The following is an 18,607-nucleotide window of genomic DNA, read 5'->3' on the forward strand; positions in this document are numbered from 1 at the left end:
CTTTTACATAAATTCTTCCCACTCATTATATAGAGAGGTAAGGTTATTTTCTAGATTAATTTTTTCTTGGCTAACTTCTTTAGCTTTATCTGGATTAGAGTATACTTCTTCTTGACATAAAAGTATATCTAATTCTTTAATTTGAAGTTCTAACTTTTCAATTTCTTTTTCTATATTTTGTCTTTTTATTCTATTTTTCTTTTCTACTTCTCTCTGTTCTCTCTCTTTTCTTTTTTCTTCTTTTATTTGAGTTCTAGTTTTCTCTTCTTTTTCTTCTATAAGACTCATCTCTTGGATTTGCCTTTTTTTATCGATATAATAATCATAATTTCCTAGATATTCAGTAACTCCATTTTCATCTAAAACTAAAATCTTATCAACAACAGTATTTAGAAAATATCTATCATGTGATATTGTAAATATAGTTCCATCATAATTAGTTAATGCTTCTTCAAGGACTTCCTTAGAATCAATATCAAGGTGGTTAGTAGGTTCATCTAATAATAATAAATTTGCATTTGATAGAATAAGTTTAAGTATAGCAACTCTAGCTCTTTCTCCACCACTTAATGTAGAAATCTTCTTAAAAACTTCTTCATCAACAAATAAAAATGCTCCTAACATATTTCTCAAAGTAGTTTGAGTAAGATGAGTGTTATTTTCCCAAATCTCATCAATTATTGTGTTGTCTAAATTAAGAGTTTTTTGTTCCTGGTGGAAATAAGAAACGTGGACATTAGTTCCAAATTTAATATTACCACTAAGAGGTTGTAGTTCATTAGTTATTATTTTAAATAATGTAGATTTACCAACACCATTTGCACCTATAAGAGCAACCTTTTCTCCTCTATATATATCTAAGTCCAAGTCTTTAAAAAGTATTCTTTCTCCATAACCCATAGATACATCTCTAATTTGAAGAACGTCATTACCACTCTGCACAGAAGGTGTAAATTGTATACGAGCTTTTTTTCTATAAGCCTCTGGCTTATCTAAAACATCTACTTTATCCAATGCTTTTTCTTTACTTCTTGCACGCTTTAGGTGTTTTTCTCTACCATAAGCTTTTAGTCTTTCAATTGATTCTTCTTGTTTTTTTATTTCTTTTTGTTGGTCTTCAAATTTCTTAAGTTCTAGTTCTTTTTCTATTTTAGATAACTCAACAAATTTAGAGTAGTTACCATTATATACTTTAAGTTTTTTGTTGTGAACTTCAAAAATTCTATTTACAGACTGGTCTAAGAAATATCTATCATGAGATATTAACATAACAGTACCTTTATATTGTTTTAAAAATACTTCTAACCATTCTATTGCATCAGAATCTAAGTGGTTAGTAGGTTCATCAAGTAACAATAGAGTTGGTTTCTTAAGAAGTAATTTTCCTAAAAGAACTCTAGTTTTTTCACCACCAGAAAGTATACTTATTGGCTTATCCATATCATTGTCACTAAATCCTAATCCCTTTAAAACTCCTTTAGCTTCAGATTTATACCCATATCCATTTAAATCTGAGAATAACTCTAGTTTATGTGAATATTCATCCATTATTTTTTCTATAATTGGAGAGTTTGTTTTTGTACTTTCTTCAGATATTTTAACCTCCAATTCTCTTAAATAGGATTCCATTTCTATCAAATTTTTAAAAACTTCTAGTACTTCTTCTAAAATAGTATTATCCGAATAAAAATTGGTATTTTGTTCTAAATATCCGATTTCACAATCTTTAGAAGTGTAAATATCTCCACTATCATAGCCATAAATTCCTGAAATTATTTTAAATAAAGTAGTTTTTCCAGTACCATTAACGCCGATTATACCAATTTTATCGCCTTCATTTACTGTAAAACTAATATTTTCTAATATAGAATCTATACCAAAACTTTTATTTAAGTTATTACATGACAAAACAATCATAAATTTCTACCTCCTTGAACTATCTAAAATTATAATGTTTTGATATAATATAATCAAGGTTATATGTATTAGTTTTGAAAAAGAAATATTTTATTGTGAATCAAACACAAAAGAGGACACTTTTAGGAGGTGAAGATGTTGGGAAATAAAAATATATCAATGGCAGTTATAAGAAGGCTCCCAAAATATCATAGATATCTTGGAGACTTATTAGATAGGGATATACAAAGAATATCTTCTAAAGAATTGAGTGATATAATAGGGTTTACAGCTTCTCAAATAAGACAAGATTTAAACAACTTTGGTGGATTTGGACAACAAGGATATGGTTATAATGTAGAAGCTCTTCATACTGAGATAGGTAAAATTCTTGGGTTAGATCGACCATACAACGCAGTTCTTGTAGGAGCAGGTAACTTAGGACAAGCTATAGCAAATTATGCAGGATTTAGAAAAGCTGGATTCGAGATAAAAGCTTTATTTGATGCAAATCCTAGAATGATAGGTTTAAAGATAAGAGAGTTTGAAGTATTAGATTCAGATACTTTAGAAGACTTTATAAAAAACAATGATATAGATATTGCTGTATTATGTATACCTAAAAATGGAGCACAAGAAGTTATTAATAGAGTTGTAAAAGCTGGAATCAAAGGCGTGTGGAATTTTGCACCATTAGATTTAGAGGTTCCAAAAGGTGTTATAGTTGAAAATGTAAACCTAACAGAAAGCTTATTTACTTTATCGTATTTAATGAAAGAAGGAAAGTAGACAACATAAAAATATTAATAATAAATAGTTGTGAAGAGTATTGAGAAAGTCAGAAGATTTAATATTAAATCCTCTGGCTTTTTGAAATATTAGGATAAAAATTTAAATAAAGTATGCAAATAAATAATATTAGGGAGAGTGATTTTTGTGGAGGAGTTATGGAAAAAAGCAATTGAATTTCATGGTCATGAATGTCCAGGTTTAGCTATAGGATTTAAAGCGGCACTTGCAGCAAGAGAATATTTAGGATGTAAACAATCAGGAGATGAGGAAATTGTATGTATTTCTGAAAATGATGCTTGTGGAATAGATGGTATACAAGTAGTGCTAAGTTGCACAATGGGTAAAGGGAATCTACTACTTAGGATGACTGGAAAATCAGTATATCATTTTTTTAATAGAGAAAACGGAAAATCTATAAGAATATATGTAAAGTCTAAACCATTTGACATGGATAGAGAGGGATATAAAAAGTACTTATTAGAAAGTGATTTTAAAGATATATTTGATATTACAGATACGAAGTTAGGGCTTCCCGAAAAAGCAAGAATATTTAAATCTCTTAAATGTGAGGTATGTGGTGAATTTGCATCTGAGCAATATATAAGAATTCAAGAAGGGAAGAAAGTATGTCTTGATTGCTTTGATAAATATGAAAGATTTTATGAAGAGGATTAAAATTATATTAAATTAAAAGTATTAGATATGTGTTGATAGTATTTTAAGATAAATTAGTTAGCAACTATAATAAAATATATAAATGATATTACTTGAATCATATATAATTAAAAAGAGACTGATTATTATATATAAAATAAAATCAGTCTCTTTATGAATAACGAATTATTATTCTGGTTGAGGTGCATCTACAGGACAAGCTCCTGCACAAGAACCACAGTCTATACAAGAACCAGCATCTATAACATATGCATCGTCTCCAGCTGATATACAGCTAACAGGGCATTCAGCCTCACAAGCACCACAGCTTATACAAGCGTCAGTAATTTTATATGCCATTTTGAAATCCTCCCTTTTATATGTATTGTAATTCAATAACATTATAACAAATATTATTGAATATAACAATTAAATTAATTCTACAACAAAAACTTTATTATGATATTCTTATTTTAAAGTTTTACAATAAAGTTTAATCTGCTTATATTTTTATTTATTTTAAAGAAATTTATTTTAAAAATAAAATAAAATTTAAAAAGTTGTCTATCGATTGTATTTAAAAATGTTATATTCTAAAAAGTATATTATGTTTTAAAATTTATTAATACAAAGGAGGTTTAATATGAAAAATAATAACTATAAACCAAAATAGTTTGCAGAGTTAATTAATATTTCAGTCAGAACTCTGCAACATTGGGATGTTGAAGGGAAGTTAAAGGCTTTTAGAACTCCAACAGATAGAAGATACTACACTTATGAACAATATTTAGAATATAAAGGAATACATAAAGAACAAGTAAATAGAAAAACTGTTATTTATACAAGAGTTTCAACTTCTAATCAAAAAGATAATTTGAAAAATCAAATGGAGTTTCTTAATATATTAGGTAATTTTTGATTTGGAGGAAATAAGGACCCTTCTGATACAGATAGTTATATATATCAACAAATTTTTACTTTTTCGGATAATAAATTAACTTCAATTGAAGAGCCCAATATAATACCAACTTCAATAACATCTAGTAGCTCTAGTAATAATTATCAACCAAAAGTACTTGATGAAAGTGAGAAGTATATAGTTTTAAATAAACTCGAAAAAATAAGTAGAGATTTAAATAAATAAAAATGTAAAAAAAAATAAATATATATATTTATTTTAATAATTTATATTTTGTTTAAGATATGGAAAATCGTGGTATTAAATAAGTAGATTTTAATAGTTAAATTATAGTCAATTATAATAAAGCTATTCAATCTACTTTTTTAATATAAAAATATAAGGGGGAATTTGTAATGGCTTGTAACACTTGTAAAATGTGCGAAAGTGCAGACAAGAAATTAGAAAGTTTTGTAGCTTCAAAGGATGTTGAAACAGCATTTCATAGAACAGAAGATCAAAAAGTTAAATGTGGTTTTGGACTTCAGGGGGTTTGTTGTAGACTCTGTTCAAATGGACCATGTAGAGTAACTCCTAAATCACCAAGAGGTATATGTGGAGCAGATGCAGACACTATAGTAGCAAGAAACTTTTTAAGAGCAGTAGCATCAGGAGCAGCTTGTTATTTACATGTGGTGGAAAATACAGCTAAGAATTTAAAGAATGTTGGAATAACTAAAGGTGTTGTTAAAGGAGAAAAAACATTAAATCAATTAGCAGAGATGTTTGGAATAGAAAGTGATGAAAAGTACGATAAGTGTATAAAGGTTGCAGACAAAGTTATCAATGATTTGTATAAATCAAGAGATGATAAAATGGAATTAGTAGAAAAAATAGCTTATGCACCTAGAGTGAAAAAATGGAAAGAATTAGGTATAATGCCTGGTGGTGCAAAGTCAGAAGTTTTTGATGCAATAGTAAAATCATCAACAAATTTAAATAGTGACCCAGTAGACATGCTAGTTAATTGTTTGAATTTAGGTATATCAACAGGATTATATGGTCTTACACTAACGAATCTTTTAAATGATGTTATGTTAGGAGAACCAGTTATAAGAATGGCTCCTGTAGGATTTAATGTAATAGACCCAGACTACATAAATATAATGATAACAGGTCATCAACATTCAACATTTGCAAATTTCCAAGATAGATTAAAAGATGAAGATGTTATAAAATTAGCCCAATCTGTTGGTGCAAAAGGATTTAAGTTAGTAGGATGTACATGTGTTGGTCAAGATTTACAACTAAGAGGAGAACATTATCAAGAAGTATTTGCTGGACATGCAGGTAACAATTTTACAAGTGAGGCTGTTTTATCGACTGGAGCAATAGATATAGTCCTTTCTGAGTTTAACTGTACTATACCAGGTCTTGAACCAATAGCAGATAAATATAAAGTAAAAATGGTTTGTTTAGATGATGTTGCTAAAAAAGCAAATGCAGAATATATAGGGTTAGACAGAAGTAAATTAGATGAGCTTAGTAATACTTTAATAGAAAAAGCATTAGAATCTTATAAGGAGAGAAGAGGAAGTGTTGAAATAGATATACCAAAAGACCATGGATTTGAACAATCTTTAACAGGTGTAAGTGAAAAGAATCTGAAAGCTTTTTTAGGAGATTCATGGAAGCCTCTTATTAATTTAATTGCAGAAGGAAAGATTAAAGGTGTTGCAGCCGTTGTAGGATGTTCAAATATGACAGCAGGAGGACATGATATAAATACTGTTGAACTTACTAAAGAATTGATTAAAAAAGATATAATAGTACTCTCTGCAGGATGCTCTACTGGAGGATTAGAAAATGTTGGTCTTATGTCACCTGGAGCAGAAGAATTAGCAGGGGAAAACTTAAAAGAAGTATGTAAGACTCTAGGAATACCACCAGTATTAAACTTTGGACCATGCCTAGCTATAGGAAGATTAGAAATAGTAGCAACTGAATTAGCAGCTGAGCTTGGAATAGACTTACCACAATTACCATTGGTGCTTTCAGCTCCACAATGGTTGGAAGAACAAGCATTAGCTGATGGTGCTTTTGGTCTTGCCCTTGGCTTACCTCTTCATTTAGCTTTACCTCCATTTATAACAGGAGGAAAATTAGTAACAGAAGTATTAACAGAAAAATTAAAAGACTTAACAGGAGGACATGTTATAGTGAATCCAGACCCTAAATCTTCAGCTAATCAATTAGAAGAAATAATAATAGACAGAAGAAAAAATTTAGGGTTAAAGGATGTGGAATGTAATGCATAGAATTTTTATAAATAAGGATTTATGTACAGGGTGTAAAAGTTGTGTATTAGCATGTATGTTAAAACACAATAAAGATTATGACATGTATACTCTTGATTTAGAAAATATAGATAATGATAGTAGAGGACATATAGAATTAGATAGCAAACATAATAATCCAGTTCCAATTCTTTGTAGACACTGTGATGAACCTGAATGTGTATTAGCATGTATGAGTGGTGCAATGCATAAAGATAGTGAAAGTGGAATAGTTTCATATGATGAAGAAAAATGTGGTTCATGCTATATGTGTGTAATGTCTTGTCCATATGGATTATTAAAGCCAGATGATAGAAGCAAGCAAAACATACTTAAATGTGATTTATGTAAAGATGAGGAGTATCCTAGATGTGTAGCTAATTGCCCAAGTGGAGCAATTGAATTACAGAAGGAGGAAAATGATGAATTATGTAGTATTAGGGGCTAGTGCAGCTGGTATAAATGCAGTAAAAACATTAAGAGAATTAGATAAAGATTCAAATATAGTAGTAATTTCTAAGGATGAAAATATATACTCAAGATGTATGTTACATCATGTTATATCTGAACATAGAACTTTAAAACAAATAAATTTTGTTGATGAAGACTTTATGGAGAAAAATAATATAAATTGGATTTCAGGTAAAACTGTTAAAGGCATAGATATAGATAAAAAAGTGGTTCAGACAGAAGACATTACTGTAAATTATGATAAGCTTTTAATAGCTACAGGTGCATCTTCTGCTATTCCTCCTATAAAAAACTTAAGAGATGGGAATTTTGTATATTCTGTGAGAAACATAGAGGACATTTATAAGATAAAAGAAAAGGCAGAAAACTCTAAAAACGTAGTTATAATAGGTGCTGGGCTAGTTGGTATAGATGCACTAGTTGGATTATTTAAATATGAGCAGTTAAATATTTCTGTAGCTTTTATGGAAAAGTATATTTTAGATAGACAATTAGATGAATATACAGCATTAGTGTATCAGAATAAGTTTAAAGAGAAGGGTGTAAAATTTTATCCAAGTGCATCAATCCAAGAAATTATCTTGGATGATAGCAAAAATGTTAAAGGTGTTGCATTTTCAAATGGAGAAATTCTAGATGCAGACATGGTGATTGTAGCTACAGGAGTTAAACCAAATGCTGATTTTTTAGATAAAACAGGAATAGAATATGATAGAGGTATAATAATAGATGATATGTGCCAAACAACACAAAAAGACATATATGCAGCAGGAGATGTTGTAGGTAAAAATGCTATTTGGCCTTTAGCAGTAAAACAAGGAATTGTAGCTGCATATAATATGGCTGGCAAAGATAAGAAGATAGAAGATAAATTTGCTTTTAAAAATAGTATGAATTTCATGGACATACCAACTATTTCTATAGGGATGAATACACCTGTAGATGATAGCTATAAAGTATTAACTAGATATGGAATTAATGAGTATAAAAAGTTTGTCTATAAAGATAATGTAATCTATGGAGCAATTATACAAGGAGATATTTCATATGTAGGTGTATTAACTTATTTAATAAAAAATAAAGTTGAAATATCTGATTTAGAAAATAGGATATTTGATGTATGTTATGCAGACTTTTTTAATATAAAAGAAAATGGAGAATTCTGTTATAGCGTATAATGTATATGTAGAGTAAGGTTTACAAATACAGTAAATCAATAAATAGAGTTATTATAAAATAAGAAAAGATAAAAAATCTTATTTAGAAATAACTCTATTTTTTTTATTAAGTTTAAATTATATCCAATTTGTAAAATCTTATTTTGAACAAGGATACATGTACTCTCTAGTTAGAGGTAAATCATTTTTTATACCTTTAGTGAAAAGTATTTGATGAATATCTATAATACCAGTGTTGAAAGCAGCAGCACAAGAGCAAAGGTATAAATCCCACATTCTTATAAACTTATCATCAAACATTTCTTTAATCTTTGGAAGATTCTCATAGAAGTTCTTTTGCCAGTACAGTAAAGTTTTTACATAATGTAATCTTAGGCTTTCCACATCTATAGTATGATATTTGTAATTGCTACAAATATGTATCATTTCTCTTAGACTAGGAATAACTCCTCCTGGGAAAATATATTTTTTTATCCAAGGGTCTCCATAAGATTCATTCAGCCCACTTATATAGTGAAGTAAAAATAATCCGCTATCTTTTAGAACAGCGTTTACATTTTTAATGAAAAGTTCATAGTTTTCCCTACCAACATGTTCAAGCATCCCAACGCTTACAACTCTATCAAACATAAGGTTTGATTTTTTTAGTTCTCTATAGTCCATAAGTTTTACCTCAAGGTAATCCTGAAGATTCTCTTCTTTGATTCTTGTGTTAAATTCCTTAAACTGCTCTTCACTAAGTGTAATTCCAACTCCATGAATTTTGTATTTTTTTGCAGCTTCTATTAGTAAGAACCCCCAGCCACAACCAATATCAAGAAGGCTCATACCTTCCTCTAGATTTAGTTTTGTTAATATGTGGTGAACCTTATTGACCTGAGCCTCATAAAGAGTATCATTATCATTTCTAAAATATGCACAAGAATAACTAAGTGTCTTGTCTAGCCATAAGCTATAAAAATCGTTACCAATATCATAGTGGGCATGTATTTCCTTCTTTTGGTGCCTCATTGAATTTGATGAGTGCAATAGATGTTTTACAGCTGAATTATCAATATTGAATTTGTCTATTTGTTTTAAAAGTAGATTCAAAGTTAAGAATAAATCCCCTTCAACTTCAATATCTCTATTTATGTAGGCTTCTCCAAGTGCTAAAGATGTACTTTTTAGTAGTTCAGATTTTTTAATATCATTGTTTATAATAACTTTAAACTGAGGGGATCCATCTCCAATTAGAAATTCTTCCTCATTTTTAAGCCTAACTAGAAATGGTACTTCACCAAATCTTTCCAAATAGTCTTTTAGAAAATTTTTTGTAATATTCATATTACCAGCTCCTTCTAATGTAAATCCAGTAAGTTTTCCTTGCTTAAACTATATTATAGCCATTTTTTTTAAAAAGTAAAATTTTTTCAATAAATTTTTTGTTTGAAGGAAATTTATATCTTATAAAGAAATTTCATAGTGCAGTATATTTTTTGCCTATAAATTTTCGTATTGTATATAATATTAAAGTGTCAATGATATAATAATTTTAATCTATAAATTACAATAAAATTTTGTAATAAATAGCTTATATCTATTTTATAAAGGAGATATATAATGGAAGTATATGCTTTGGTTGGGTCAAGTGGCACAGGGAAGAGCTTTAAGGCTTTAGAGTTCGCATATGAAAATGATATAGAATATATAATCGATGATGGAATTTTGATATACAAAAACAAGGTTTTAGCTGGTATATCAGCAAAACAAGCAAATACTACTATAGAAGCAGTTAAAAGGGCTATTTTTTATAATTTGAGTCATAGACAAGAAGTTAGAGAAACAATTAAAAAGGAAAATATAAGAAGAATTCTTATTATTGGGACATCAAAAAAAATGGTTAATCAAATTGTGGATAGATTATCAATTGGAAGAGTTTATAAGTTTGTAAATATCCAAGAGATAAGTACTAAATATGAAATAGAAATAGCAAAGCAATCTAGAAAAGAAGGAAATCATGTAATTCCTGTTCCAACAGTTGAAATAAAAAGTATGGCAAGTGGTCTTAGTATAAATCCATTGAAGAGGCTTTTTAAAAAAGAGAATAATAGGAATACGGTAGTTTTAGAAAAAACAATTATAAGACCAACTTTTAGTTATATCGGAAAAGTTTATATTAGTGCTGATGTAATTAAACAGATTATTGAATATGAAGTATACAACTTTGGAAACATTGATAGAATAAATAAAATCAATATAGAGAATTGTAATAATTTTATGAATATTTTTGTAAGTATAAATATCAATGATTTAGAAATTATAAAAAAAGTTGAAGACATGCAACAAATAATAAAAAAGTCTATTGAGAAAATGACTTTAGTTAATGTACAAAAAATAGATATTAACATTCATAAAATTAAAAAAATAAACTTCCCCCCATGTTAAAAAATAAACTGAAAAAATGATATACTAATTTGCAATAAAGTGTGCTATAATTAAACTGTAAATTTAGGAAATGGTTTTTTCTAAATGGAGTATACATAATTATAACGTATTTATAAGGGGGCTTTCAAATGTCAGGAAAAGATGTAAATGTCTTCGAGATGGCACAATCTCAAGTAAAAAATGCATGTGATAAATTAGGTATGGAACCAGCAGTCTATGAATTATTAAAAGAACCTATGAGAGTTATAGAAGTTTCAATTCCAGTAAAAATGGATGATGGTTCTATAAAAACTTTTAAAGGATTTAGATCACAACATAATGATGCAGTAGGGCCAACAAAAGGTGGAATAAGATTCCATCCAAATGTTTCAAGAGATGAAGTAAAAGCTTTATCTATATGGATGACTTTCAAATGTTCTGTAACAGGTATACCATATGGTGGAGGTAAAGGTGGAATCATAGTAGACCCATCAACTTTATCTCAAGGTGAATTAGAAAGATTAAGTAGAGGATACATAGATGGAATATATAAATTAATAGGTGAGAAAGTTGACGTTCCTGCACCAGACGTAAATACTAATGGACAAATAATGTCTTGGATGGTTGATGAGTATAATAAATTAACTGGACAAAGTTCTATAGGTGTTTTAACTGGTAAACCAGTTGAATTTGGTGGTTCTTTAGGAAGAACAGCTGCTACTGGATTTGGTGTTGCTGTTACTGCAAGAGAAGCTGCTGCTAAATTAGGAATAGATATGAAAAAAGCTAAAATAGCTGTTCAAGGTATAGGAAACGTTGGTTCTTACACAGTTCTTAACTGTGAAAAACTTGGTGGTACTGTTGTAGCTATGGCTGAATGGTGCAAATCAGAAGGTTCTTATGCTATATACAATGAAAATGGTTTAGATGGTCAAGCTATGTTAGATTATATGAAAGAACATGGTAACTTATTAAACTTCCCAGGAGCTAAGAGAATATCTTTAGAAGAGTTCTGGGCTTCAGATGTTGATATAATAATACCAGCTGCATTAGAAAACTCTATAACTAAAGAAGTTGCTGAATCTATAAAAGCTAAATTAGTTTGTGAAGCTGCCAATGGACCAACTACTCCAGAAGCTGATGAAGTATTTGCTGAAAGAGGAATAGTCCTTACTCCAGATATATTAACTAACGCTGGTGGAGTTACAGTTTCTTACTTCGAGTGGGTACAAAACTTATATGGATATTACTGGTCAGAAGAAGAGGTAGAGCAAAAAGAAGAAGTAGCTATGGTTAAAGCATTTGAATCTATTTGGAAAATTAAAGAAGAGTACAATGTTACAATGAGAGAAGCTGCTTACATGCATTCAATTAAGAAAGTTGCTGAAGCTATGAAATTAAGAGGATGGTACTAAGATTTACTCTTAATAAATAATGGAATATAATTATTTAAGATATATAGGGGCTGTACATAGTACAGCCCTTAAATTATGTGACTCATTTTTTGTTTTAACTTATAAATAACTTGATAAGTTATGTAATTTAGAATTTAGTATGCTATAAATAAGATAGGTGAAAATTAATGGTTGATTTAATTTTGAACGGACTTTTTAGAACGGTTATAGTAAGTAGTTTATGTATTCTTTTAATATTAATTTTTAAGAAAAGCATATTTAAAAGATTTAGTAAAAAATTTAACTATTATATATGGCTAATAGTAGTTATTAAATTATTATTACCATTTACGTACTATACTCTTACTATGAATGTTTTTAGAAACAAAGAAAATATAAATATTGACAATATTAATTTGGAGTATTTTAATAAAGCACCAACTTCATATAATAGCATTTTATTGTATATTTGGATTTGTACTGTGATAATATATTTACTTTATACTATATTTAAATATATAAAACTTAAAAATTTAATAAATGACTTATCTTATGATGTTGATGATGAAGAGATTGTAAATCTTTATAAAAATATATTGAAAGAATTTAATATAACAAAAGAGATAAAACTCAAATACTCTTATGAAGTTGAAACACCAGCGTTTTTTAATTCATGTGTGCTTTTGCCACCATATGATTATAAATTGAAAGAACTAGATTGGATTTTTAGACATGAGCTTATGCATTTTAAGAGTAGAGACCTTTATTTAAAATATATAATCCTGTTTTTAGAAATAGTATATTGGTTTAATCCATTTATATATATAATGGATAAACATATAGATTTAGATTGTGAACTTTATTGTGATGAAAGAGTTTTAAAAAATCGAAATTCAGAGGAAAAAAAGGATTATGCTTTAACAATTCTAAATGCAATGAGAAAAGGTTCAAATACTTCAAATAAATTTATAGCTGGACTCCATAAGCAATCTGACATTAAAAAGAGAGTGATGAATATGTTTAATGAAAAGTATAAGAATGGTATATTAATGGCACTAACTTTATGTTTATTGTCTTCTATTACTTTTTTGAAGGTCAATTCAACTAGTATTATTAATTTTAATATATTACCTAAATATGATATGTCTAAGCTACATCTTTTTAGAGGAACAGTTTCACTTCTAGAATTTACATATGCAGATGCTCCCGAAAAAGTGAGAGAAAAATATAAAAGAAATTATGAAGTAGTGGGGTTGACTCCTAAAGATTCTGATAAGTTAAGTTTTGTTGTACACTATTATGATAAACTATCCATAGGAGTTAAGTAAGTGAAATAAATTATAAGATTGGGAATTTGAAAAAATGATATTAAAATATAAAATACCATAAAACAAAACATGAAAAACTGTATAATGAGTTGTAACCTGAATTCTAACTTAATAGCTTAAAATAACTACTATATACGAGTCACTATTATAGAGTGACTTTTTAGTTGTAAAAAGTCAAAAACTTCACAATGTATTCAACTTTATAGTAACTTAATAAAAAAATATATGCCACATAAAAACGCATAAAAAAATACATAAAACAATATTTATGCGTACTTTGGACTCGAACTATACAAAATTCTTTACTTTTACAGACCCATATTATATAATTAAGTAAATAATGTATATTTAGGTGACATATTGGATAAACTAATTTATTTTATTAATATAATGATACTATAAAAGTTACATAAAGTAGTTTACAAAAAAGTTACAGATAGGGCTTTTATTAATGTATTGTGTATTAGTATTTTATCCTTAGGTACACTTCACCTATAAAATAGAATCATAAGATAATTATGGGAAAATTTTAGGAGGTTTATCGTGAAGAAAAAGATATTAATACCAGTATTTGCATCAGTTATGGCATTATCAGTAAGTTCAATTGTAAATGCGGATGAAATAAATGATTCATCTCAAAATAAGGATGATAAAACAAATACTGAGTTAAACTTAGGCGAATATAAAGAAGTAAAATATAAAGTTGCAAAAATAAAAGATGGAGTGGCTATAAAGATAAGAGAAGAAGGTCAAGTTCAAAACATAGCTTACTCTGGAGACGAATTTACTGTTTTAGGAATTCAAGGGGAATGGGTTAAGGTTAAAGTTGAAGATGGCGAAGGTTGGTTAGCTACTAGATATGTAGATATATCTGAAGGTGTAGGATATACTAATGCTGATAAAGTAAACTTAAGAAAAGATAAGAGTGAAAGTTCAGAAGTAATTGAAGAGCTGGAAAAAGGAAGCTCTTTATTGGTGTTGGAGGAAAAAGGAGATTGGTTAAAAGTTAAAGATGGAGAAACAGAAGGATATGTAAAATCATCTTATATATCTGATAAAGCTCCAGTAATAGAAGAGCCACAAGTAAACCCAATTGTTAATCAAAGTGGAGATTCTACAAATGATAATAAACAAAACAATGTAAATGATAATCAACAAAGCAATGATAATCAACAAAGTAATGTAAATGATAGTCAACAAAATAATAGTTTAAATGTACCAACGGCTAACTCTAATGCAGTTCAAGCTGTACTTAACTTGGCATATTCTAAGCAAGGTTGTCCATATGTTTGGGGAGCAGAAGGACCAAACACTTTTGATTGCTCTGGATTTACACAATATGTGTATAAAAATGCAGTAGGAAAGAAAATACCAAGAACATCTAAAGCACAATCTAAATATGGACAAACTGTAAGTAAAGCAAATTTACAACCAGGAGACTTAGTATTCTTCACAACCAATGGTTCTGGTTCTGTTAGTCATGTTGGAATATATGTAGGTGGAGGTAATATGATACATTCACCATCAACAGGAAAAACAGTTAGTGTAACTAGTATAAATTCATCATACTATACAGCGAGATTTGTTACAGCAAAAAGAATATTATAATCAGTTTGTAATATGACAAATTGATAAGTACATAAATATAAACGCTCTATATTATATTTAATTTAATCAGGAAACAAAGAATGATTATATTTTAAATGTATTATAGAGCGTTTTTGTATCACTTTAAATTTAATAAGGGTTTAAGTTAATATGATGTTAAATAGTAGTCTTTCCATATAATGATTATTTGTGCAATACCTTGACAGGATAAGGCAAAGGTGGTAAGCTACTAACAGTACAAAAATACTTTTAATTTTAGTTCAGAGAGGCTAAAAAAGGAGGACGAAAGATGTTAAAATCAAGAAATTTAATCCAACCAGAAGACTTTTCAATAGAAGAAATAGACGAAATATTAGAATTAGCTCAAAAAATAATTGACAATCCGTCAAAATATTCTCGTATATGTGAAGGTAAGCTATTAGCTACATTATTTTATGAACCATCAACAAGAACAAGATTAAGCTTTGAATCTGCAATGAACAGGCTAGGAGGTCGTGTTGTAGGTTTTTCAGAGCCAAGCTCATCCTCTGCATCAAAAGGTGAAACTTTGGGTGATACAATGAGAATAGTATCTGGTTATGTTGATATAATAGCTATGAGACATCCTCAATCAGGTGCGGCATTAGAAGCATCAAGATTTACAGAAGTGCCATTTATCAATGCAGGAGATGGTAAAAATCAGCATCCAACCCAAACACTTACAGATTTACTTACTATAAAATCATTAAAAGGAACTTTAGAAAGCCACACAATAGGATTATGTGGTGATTTAAAATATGGAAGAACTGTGCATTCTTTGGTTAAGGCTATGGCAAGATATAAAAATACAAAGTTTGTATTTATAGCACCTGATGAATTAAAAATGCCAGATTATATAAAAGAAGCTATAAAGGGACATGCATATTATGAAACTAATAATTTAGATGATGTTATAGGAAGCTTGGATGTTTTATATATGACTAGAGTTCAACAAGAAAGATTTGAGGACAAATCAGAGTATGAAAGACTTAAAAACTATTATATTTTAAATAAAGCTAAATTGGAAAAAGCATCTAAAGATATGTTAGTAATGCATCCATTACCAAGAGTAAATGAAATAGACATAGATGTAGATGATGATGATAGAGCTGTATATTTTAAGCAAGCTAAATATGGAATGTATGTTAGAATGGCTTTAATAATAAAGCTTTTAGGCATAAATGAAGACTAATAGCTATCATATAATAGTAAAACAAAGGAGATTTTGGGATGTATAAAATTCTAGAAAATATATATATAGGCGAAGATATGTATAGAATGAAAGTAAAAGGTAACTTTGAAGGTAAAATGGGACAATTCTATATGCTAAGAGCATGGGATACTTATCCAGTACTTTCAAGACCTATAAGTATACATGATATAGATGAAGAAGGAATAACTTTTCTTTATAAAGTAGTGGGAGAAGGAACTCAAATTTTGAGTAACTTAAAAGTAAATGATACTATAAAGTTAGAAGGACCTTATGGTAATGGATATACTAAGGTTGATGGAAAGGTAGCTCTAGTAGGAGGCGGAATCGGTGTAGCTCCACTATATTTAGTTGCTAAAAATATAAAAAACTGTGATGCATATCTTGGATTTAGAGAAGATGTTATATTAGAAGATGAATATAAGCAAGTATGTAATGAAGTCTATACAACAGTAGGAAATACTTTTGTAACAGATATAATTGATGTGGAGAAATATGATTATATATTAACATGTGGTCCAACTCCAATGATGGAGAAATTGGTTAAGATGGTAGACGGTACTAAAACGAGAATTATGGTATCTCTTGAGAACCATATGGCATGTGGAGTAGGTGCTTGTTTAGTGTGTACGTGTAAAACTAATGAGGGAAATAAAAAGACTTGTAAAGATGGGCCGGTGTTCTGGGGAGAGGACGTGATTTTTAATGGGTAATTTAAGTGTGAAATTTGGAAGTGTAGAATTTAAAAATCCAGTAATAATGGCGTCTGGAACTTTTGGATTTGGAAAAGAATATAATGAGGTTTATGATATACAAAAACTTGGTGGTATAAGCAGTAAAGGGCTTACTTTAAATAAAAAACCTGGCAACAATGGTATGAGAGTTCATGAGACACCATCTGGTATGATGAATAGTGTTGGGCTTGAAAACCCTGGAGTTCAAGGGTTTATAGATAATGAATTACCTTTTTTTAGTGAATTAGACTTGGTAAGAATAGCTAATGTTGGAGGTGGGACATTAGAAGACTACTTATTAGGGGTTCAAATGTTAAATGATAAACCTATAGACATTATTGAATTAAATATATCTTGCCCAAATGTCAAAGCTGGAGGAATGGCTTTTGGTATAAAAAATGAAGTGGCAAGAGAGGTGGTTCATGAGGTAAGAAACATAACGAAACTACCTTTAGTAATAAAACTATCACCTAATGCAGAAGACATTGTGGGAATGGCAAAAGTTTGTGAAGAAGAAGGTGCTGATGGAGTTTCTTTAGTTAATACTTTTAAAGCAATGGCAATTGATATAAAAAACAGAAGACCAGTATTTGAAAATGTATATGCTGGGTTATCTGGACCAGCTATAAAACCTATAGCTTTAAGAATGGTACATGAAGTGTGCAAAAACGTAAATATACCTGTAATGGGAATGGGTGGAATAACTAAAGCTACAGATGCTATAGAATTCATAATGGCAGGAGCTACTTGTATTCAAGTTGGGACTGCAAACTTTATGAATCCTAGAATTGGTCTTGAAATAATAGATGGAATTAATGAATTTATGGATAAAGAAGGAATAAAAAGTTTAGAGGAAATAAGGGGAATTATATAAGGTAGAATAAATAGTATTTTAAAGATAAAAAATATAGATTAAATAAACAATAATTTTATAACATTAATATGGAGGAAAAATAATATGAGTAAAGTAGATGTAGTAGATATATTAAAGAAAAGTGATGCATTATTAGAGGGACATTTTTTACTATCTTCAGGAAAACACAGCAATAGATATGTACAATGTGCAAAAGTATTAAGATTCCCAGAATATGCTGCTGAGGTATTAAGCACAGTTGTTGAACAAATAAAAGATTTAGATATAGACTTAGTAGTGGGACCAGCTATGGGTGGAGTAATAGTTTCTTACGAGCTAGGAAGACAGTTAGGGAAAGAAGCTGTATTTACTGAGAGAAAAGACAATACAATGGAATTAAGAAGAGGATTTGAAGTTAAAAAAGGTGCAAAAATAATAATTGCTGAAGATGTTGTAACTACTGGTAAATCAACTATAGAGACAAAAAGAGTATTGGAAGCATTAGGCGGAGAAGTTATAGGTGTTGCATGTATAGCAGACAGAACTAATCATGATATAGGCATGCCTATATATAGTGCTATAAAACTTGATATACAAGTTTATGAATCTGATGAGTGTCCTTTATGTAAAGAAGGAAAATTACCAGTTGTTAAACCTGGAAGTAGAGAATTTAAAGAATTAGGAATGTAATAAATAACTCAATCAATTTTAGTGGTACTTAGAAAATATAAATTTTTTAGAGAAAAAACAGTTAGCCTTGTAAACTAAGGTTAGCTGTTTTTTTGTTAAAAATATATTTACAAAATAGGAGATAGTAGCAGTACAATATAA

Annotated in this window: 16 protein-coding genes and 1 pseudogene; 14 read left to right on the forward strand and 3 right to left on the reverse strand. The window is 28.9% G+C overall.

All coding sequences use genetic code 11. The annotated features are described in order from the left end of the window. Positions 1 to 3: 3 nt before the first annotated feature. On the reverse strand, positions 4 to 1,917 hold the full coding sequence (locus JJC02_01405) for an ABC-F family ATP-binding cassette domain-containing protein (protein UDN54881.1): 1,914 nt from the start codon (positions 1,915 to 1,917) through the stop codon (positions 4 to 6). A gap of 135 nt (positions 1,918 to 2,052) precedes the next feature. On the opposite strand from JJC02_01405, the gene JJC02_01410 reads away from it, so the two are divergent. Beyond that, the gene (locus tag JJC02_01410) at positions 2,053 to 2,685 is read left to right on the forward strand and encodes a redox-sensing transcriptional repressor Rex (GenBank protein ID UDN54882.1); all 633 of its coding nucleotides are present in this window, start codon (positions 2,053 to 2,055) and stop codon (positions 2,683 to 2,685) included. Between the two features lie 138 nt (positions 2,686 to 2,823). Next, positions 2,824 to 3,363 (forward strand): TraR/DksA C4-type zinc finger protein, encoded by a 540-nt coding sequence (locus JJC02_01415; GenBank protein ID UDN54883.1) that lies wholly within the window; start codon positions 2,824 to 2,826, stop codon positions 3,361 to 3,363. Positions 3,364 to 3,531: 168 nt separating this feature from the next. Here JJC02_01415 and JJC02_01420 read toward each other — a convergent pair whose 3' ends face one another. Then, on the reverse strand, positions 3,532 to 3,702 hold the full coding sequence (locus tag JJC02_01420; GenBank protein ID UDN54884.1) for a 4Fe-4S binding protein: 171 nt from the start codon (positions 3,700 to 3,702) through the stop codon (positions 3,532 to 3,534). Between the two features lie 283 nt (positions 3,703 to 3,985). Between JJC02_01420 and JJC02_01425 the strand changes: the two are divergent. From JJC02_01425 to JJC02_01440, 4 genes and pseudogenes are all read left to right on the forward strand, one after another. Continuing rightward, positions 3,986 to 4,240, forward strand: a pseudogene (locus JJC02_01425) (recombinase family protein). A 416-nt stretch (positions 4,241 to 4,656) separates the two neighbouring features. After that, on the forward strand, positions 4,657 to 6,558 hold the full coding sequence (gene cooS, locus JJC02_01430) for an anaerobic carbon-monoxide dehydrogenase catalytic subunit (protein ID UDN54885.1): 1,902 nt from the start codon (positions 4,657 to 4,659) through the stop codon (positions 6,556 to 6,558). Then, entirely contained in the window at positions 6,551 to 7,024 is a 474-nt protein-coding gene (locus JJC02_01435) for a 4Fe-4S dicluster domain-containing protein (protein ID UDN54886.1), read from the forward strand. The genes cooS and JJC02_01435 overlap by 8 nt, the downstream gene beginning before the upstream one ends. Then, positions 6,999 to 8,225 carry an NAD(P)/FAD-dependent oxidoreductase gene (locus JJC02_01440; protein UDN54887.1) on the forward strand — a complete coding sequence of 409 codons (1,227 nt, stop codon included), beginning with the start codon at positions 6,999 to 7,001 and terminating at the stop codon, positions 8,223 to 8,225. The genes JJC02_01435 and JJC02_01440 overlap by 26 nt, the downstream gene beginning before the upstream one ends. Positions 8,226 to 8,363: 138 nt before the next feature. On the opposite strand, the gene JJC02_01445 is transcribed toward JJC02_01440, so the two are convergent. Beyond that, on the reverse strand, positions 8,364 to 9,551 hold the full coding sequence (locus JJC02_01445; GenBank protein UDN54888.1) for a class I SAM-dependent methyltransferase: 1,188 nt from the start codon (positions 9,549 to 9,551) through the stop codon (positions 8,364 to 8,366). A 276-nt stretch (positions 9,552 to 9,827) separates the two neighbouring features. Here JJC02_01445 and JJC02_01450 point away from each other — a divergent pair, with 276 nt between their 5' ends. The 8 genes from JJC02_01450 (at position 9,828) to JJC02_01485 (ending at position 18,466) form a co-directional block, all read left to right on the forward strand. Continuing rightward, a complete protein-coding gene (locus JJC02_01450) occupies positions 9,828 to 10,652 on the forward strand; it encodes an ATP-binding protein (protein UDN54889.1) in 825 nt (274 codons plus the stop codon). Positions 10,653 to 10,780: 128 nt separating this feature from the next. Beyond that, positions 10,781 to 12,046 carry an NAD-specific glutamate dehydrogenase gene (gene gluD, locus JJC02_01455; GenBank protein UDN54890.1) on the forward strand — a complete coding sequence of 422 codons (1,266 nt, stop codon included), beginning with the start codon at positions 10,781 to 10,783 and terminating at the stop codon, positions 12,044 to 12,046. A gap of 167 nt (positions 12,047 to 12,213) precedes the next feature. Continuing rightward, positions 12,214 to 13,353 (forward strand): peptidase M56, encoded by a 1,140-nt coding sequence (locus JJC02_01460; protein UDN54891.1) that lies wholly within the window; start codon positions 12,214 to 12,216, stop codon positions 13,351 to 13,353. A 543-nt stretch (positions 13,354 to 13,896) separates the two neighbouring features. Beyond that, positions 13,897 to 14,961 carry a C40 family peptidase gene (locus JJC02_01465; GenBank protein ID UDN54892.1) on the forward strand — a complete coding sequence of 355 codons (1,065 nt, stop codon included), beginning with the start codon at positions 13,897 to 13,899 and terminating at the stop codon, positions 14,959 to 14,961. A 289-nt stretch (positions 14,962 to 15,250) separates the two neighbouring features. Continuing rightward, complete coding sequence (gene pyrB / locus JJC02_01470; protein UDN54893.1) at positions 15,251 to 16,171, forward strand: aspartate carbamoyltransferase; 921 nt, start codon at positions 15,251 to 15,253, stop codon at positions 16,169 to 16,171. A 38-nt stretch (positions 16,172 to 16,209) separates the two neighbouring features. Beyond that, positions 16,210 to 16,902, forward strand: a complete 693-nt coding sequence (locus JJC02_01475) for a dihydroorotate dehydrogenase electron transfer subunit (protein UDN54894.1) — start codon at positions 16,210 to 16,212, stop codon at positions 16,900 to 16,902. Then, positions 16,895 to 17,797, forward strand: a complete 903-nt coding sequence (locus tag JJC02_01480; GenBank protein UDN54895.1) for a dihydroorotate dehydrogenase — start codon at positions 16,895 to 16,897, stop codon at positions 17,795 to 17,797. The genes JJC02_01475 and JJC02_01480 overlap by 8 nt, the downstream gene beginning before the upstream one ends. Before the next feature lie 84 nt (positions 17,798 to 17,881). After that, on the forward strand, positions 17,882 to 18,466 hold the full coding sequence (locus JJC02_01485; protein ID UDN54896.1) for an orotate phosphoribosyltransferase: 585 nt from the start codon (positions 17,882 to 17,884) through the stop codon (positions 18,464 to 18,466). Positions 18,467 to 18,607 lie beyond the last annotated feature (141 nt).

The sequence above is a fragment of the Clostridioides sp. ES-S-0054-01 genome (assembly GCA_021561035.1).
Taxonomy (GTDB): domain Bacteria; phylum Bacillota; class Clostridia; order Peptostreptococcales; family Peptostreptococcaceae; genus Clostridioides.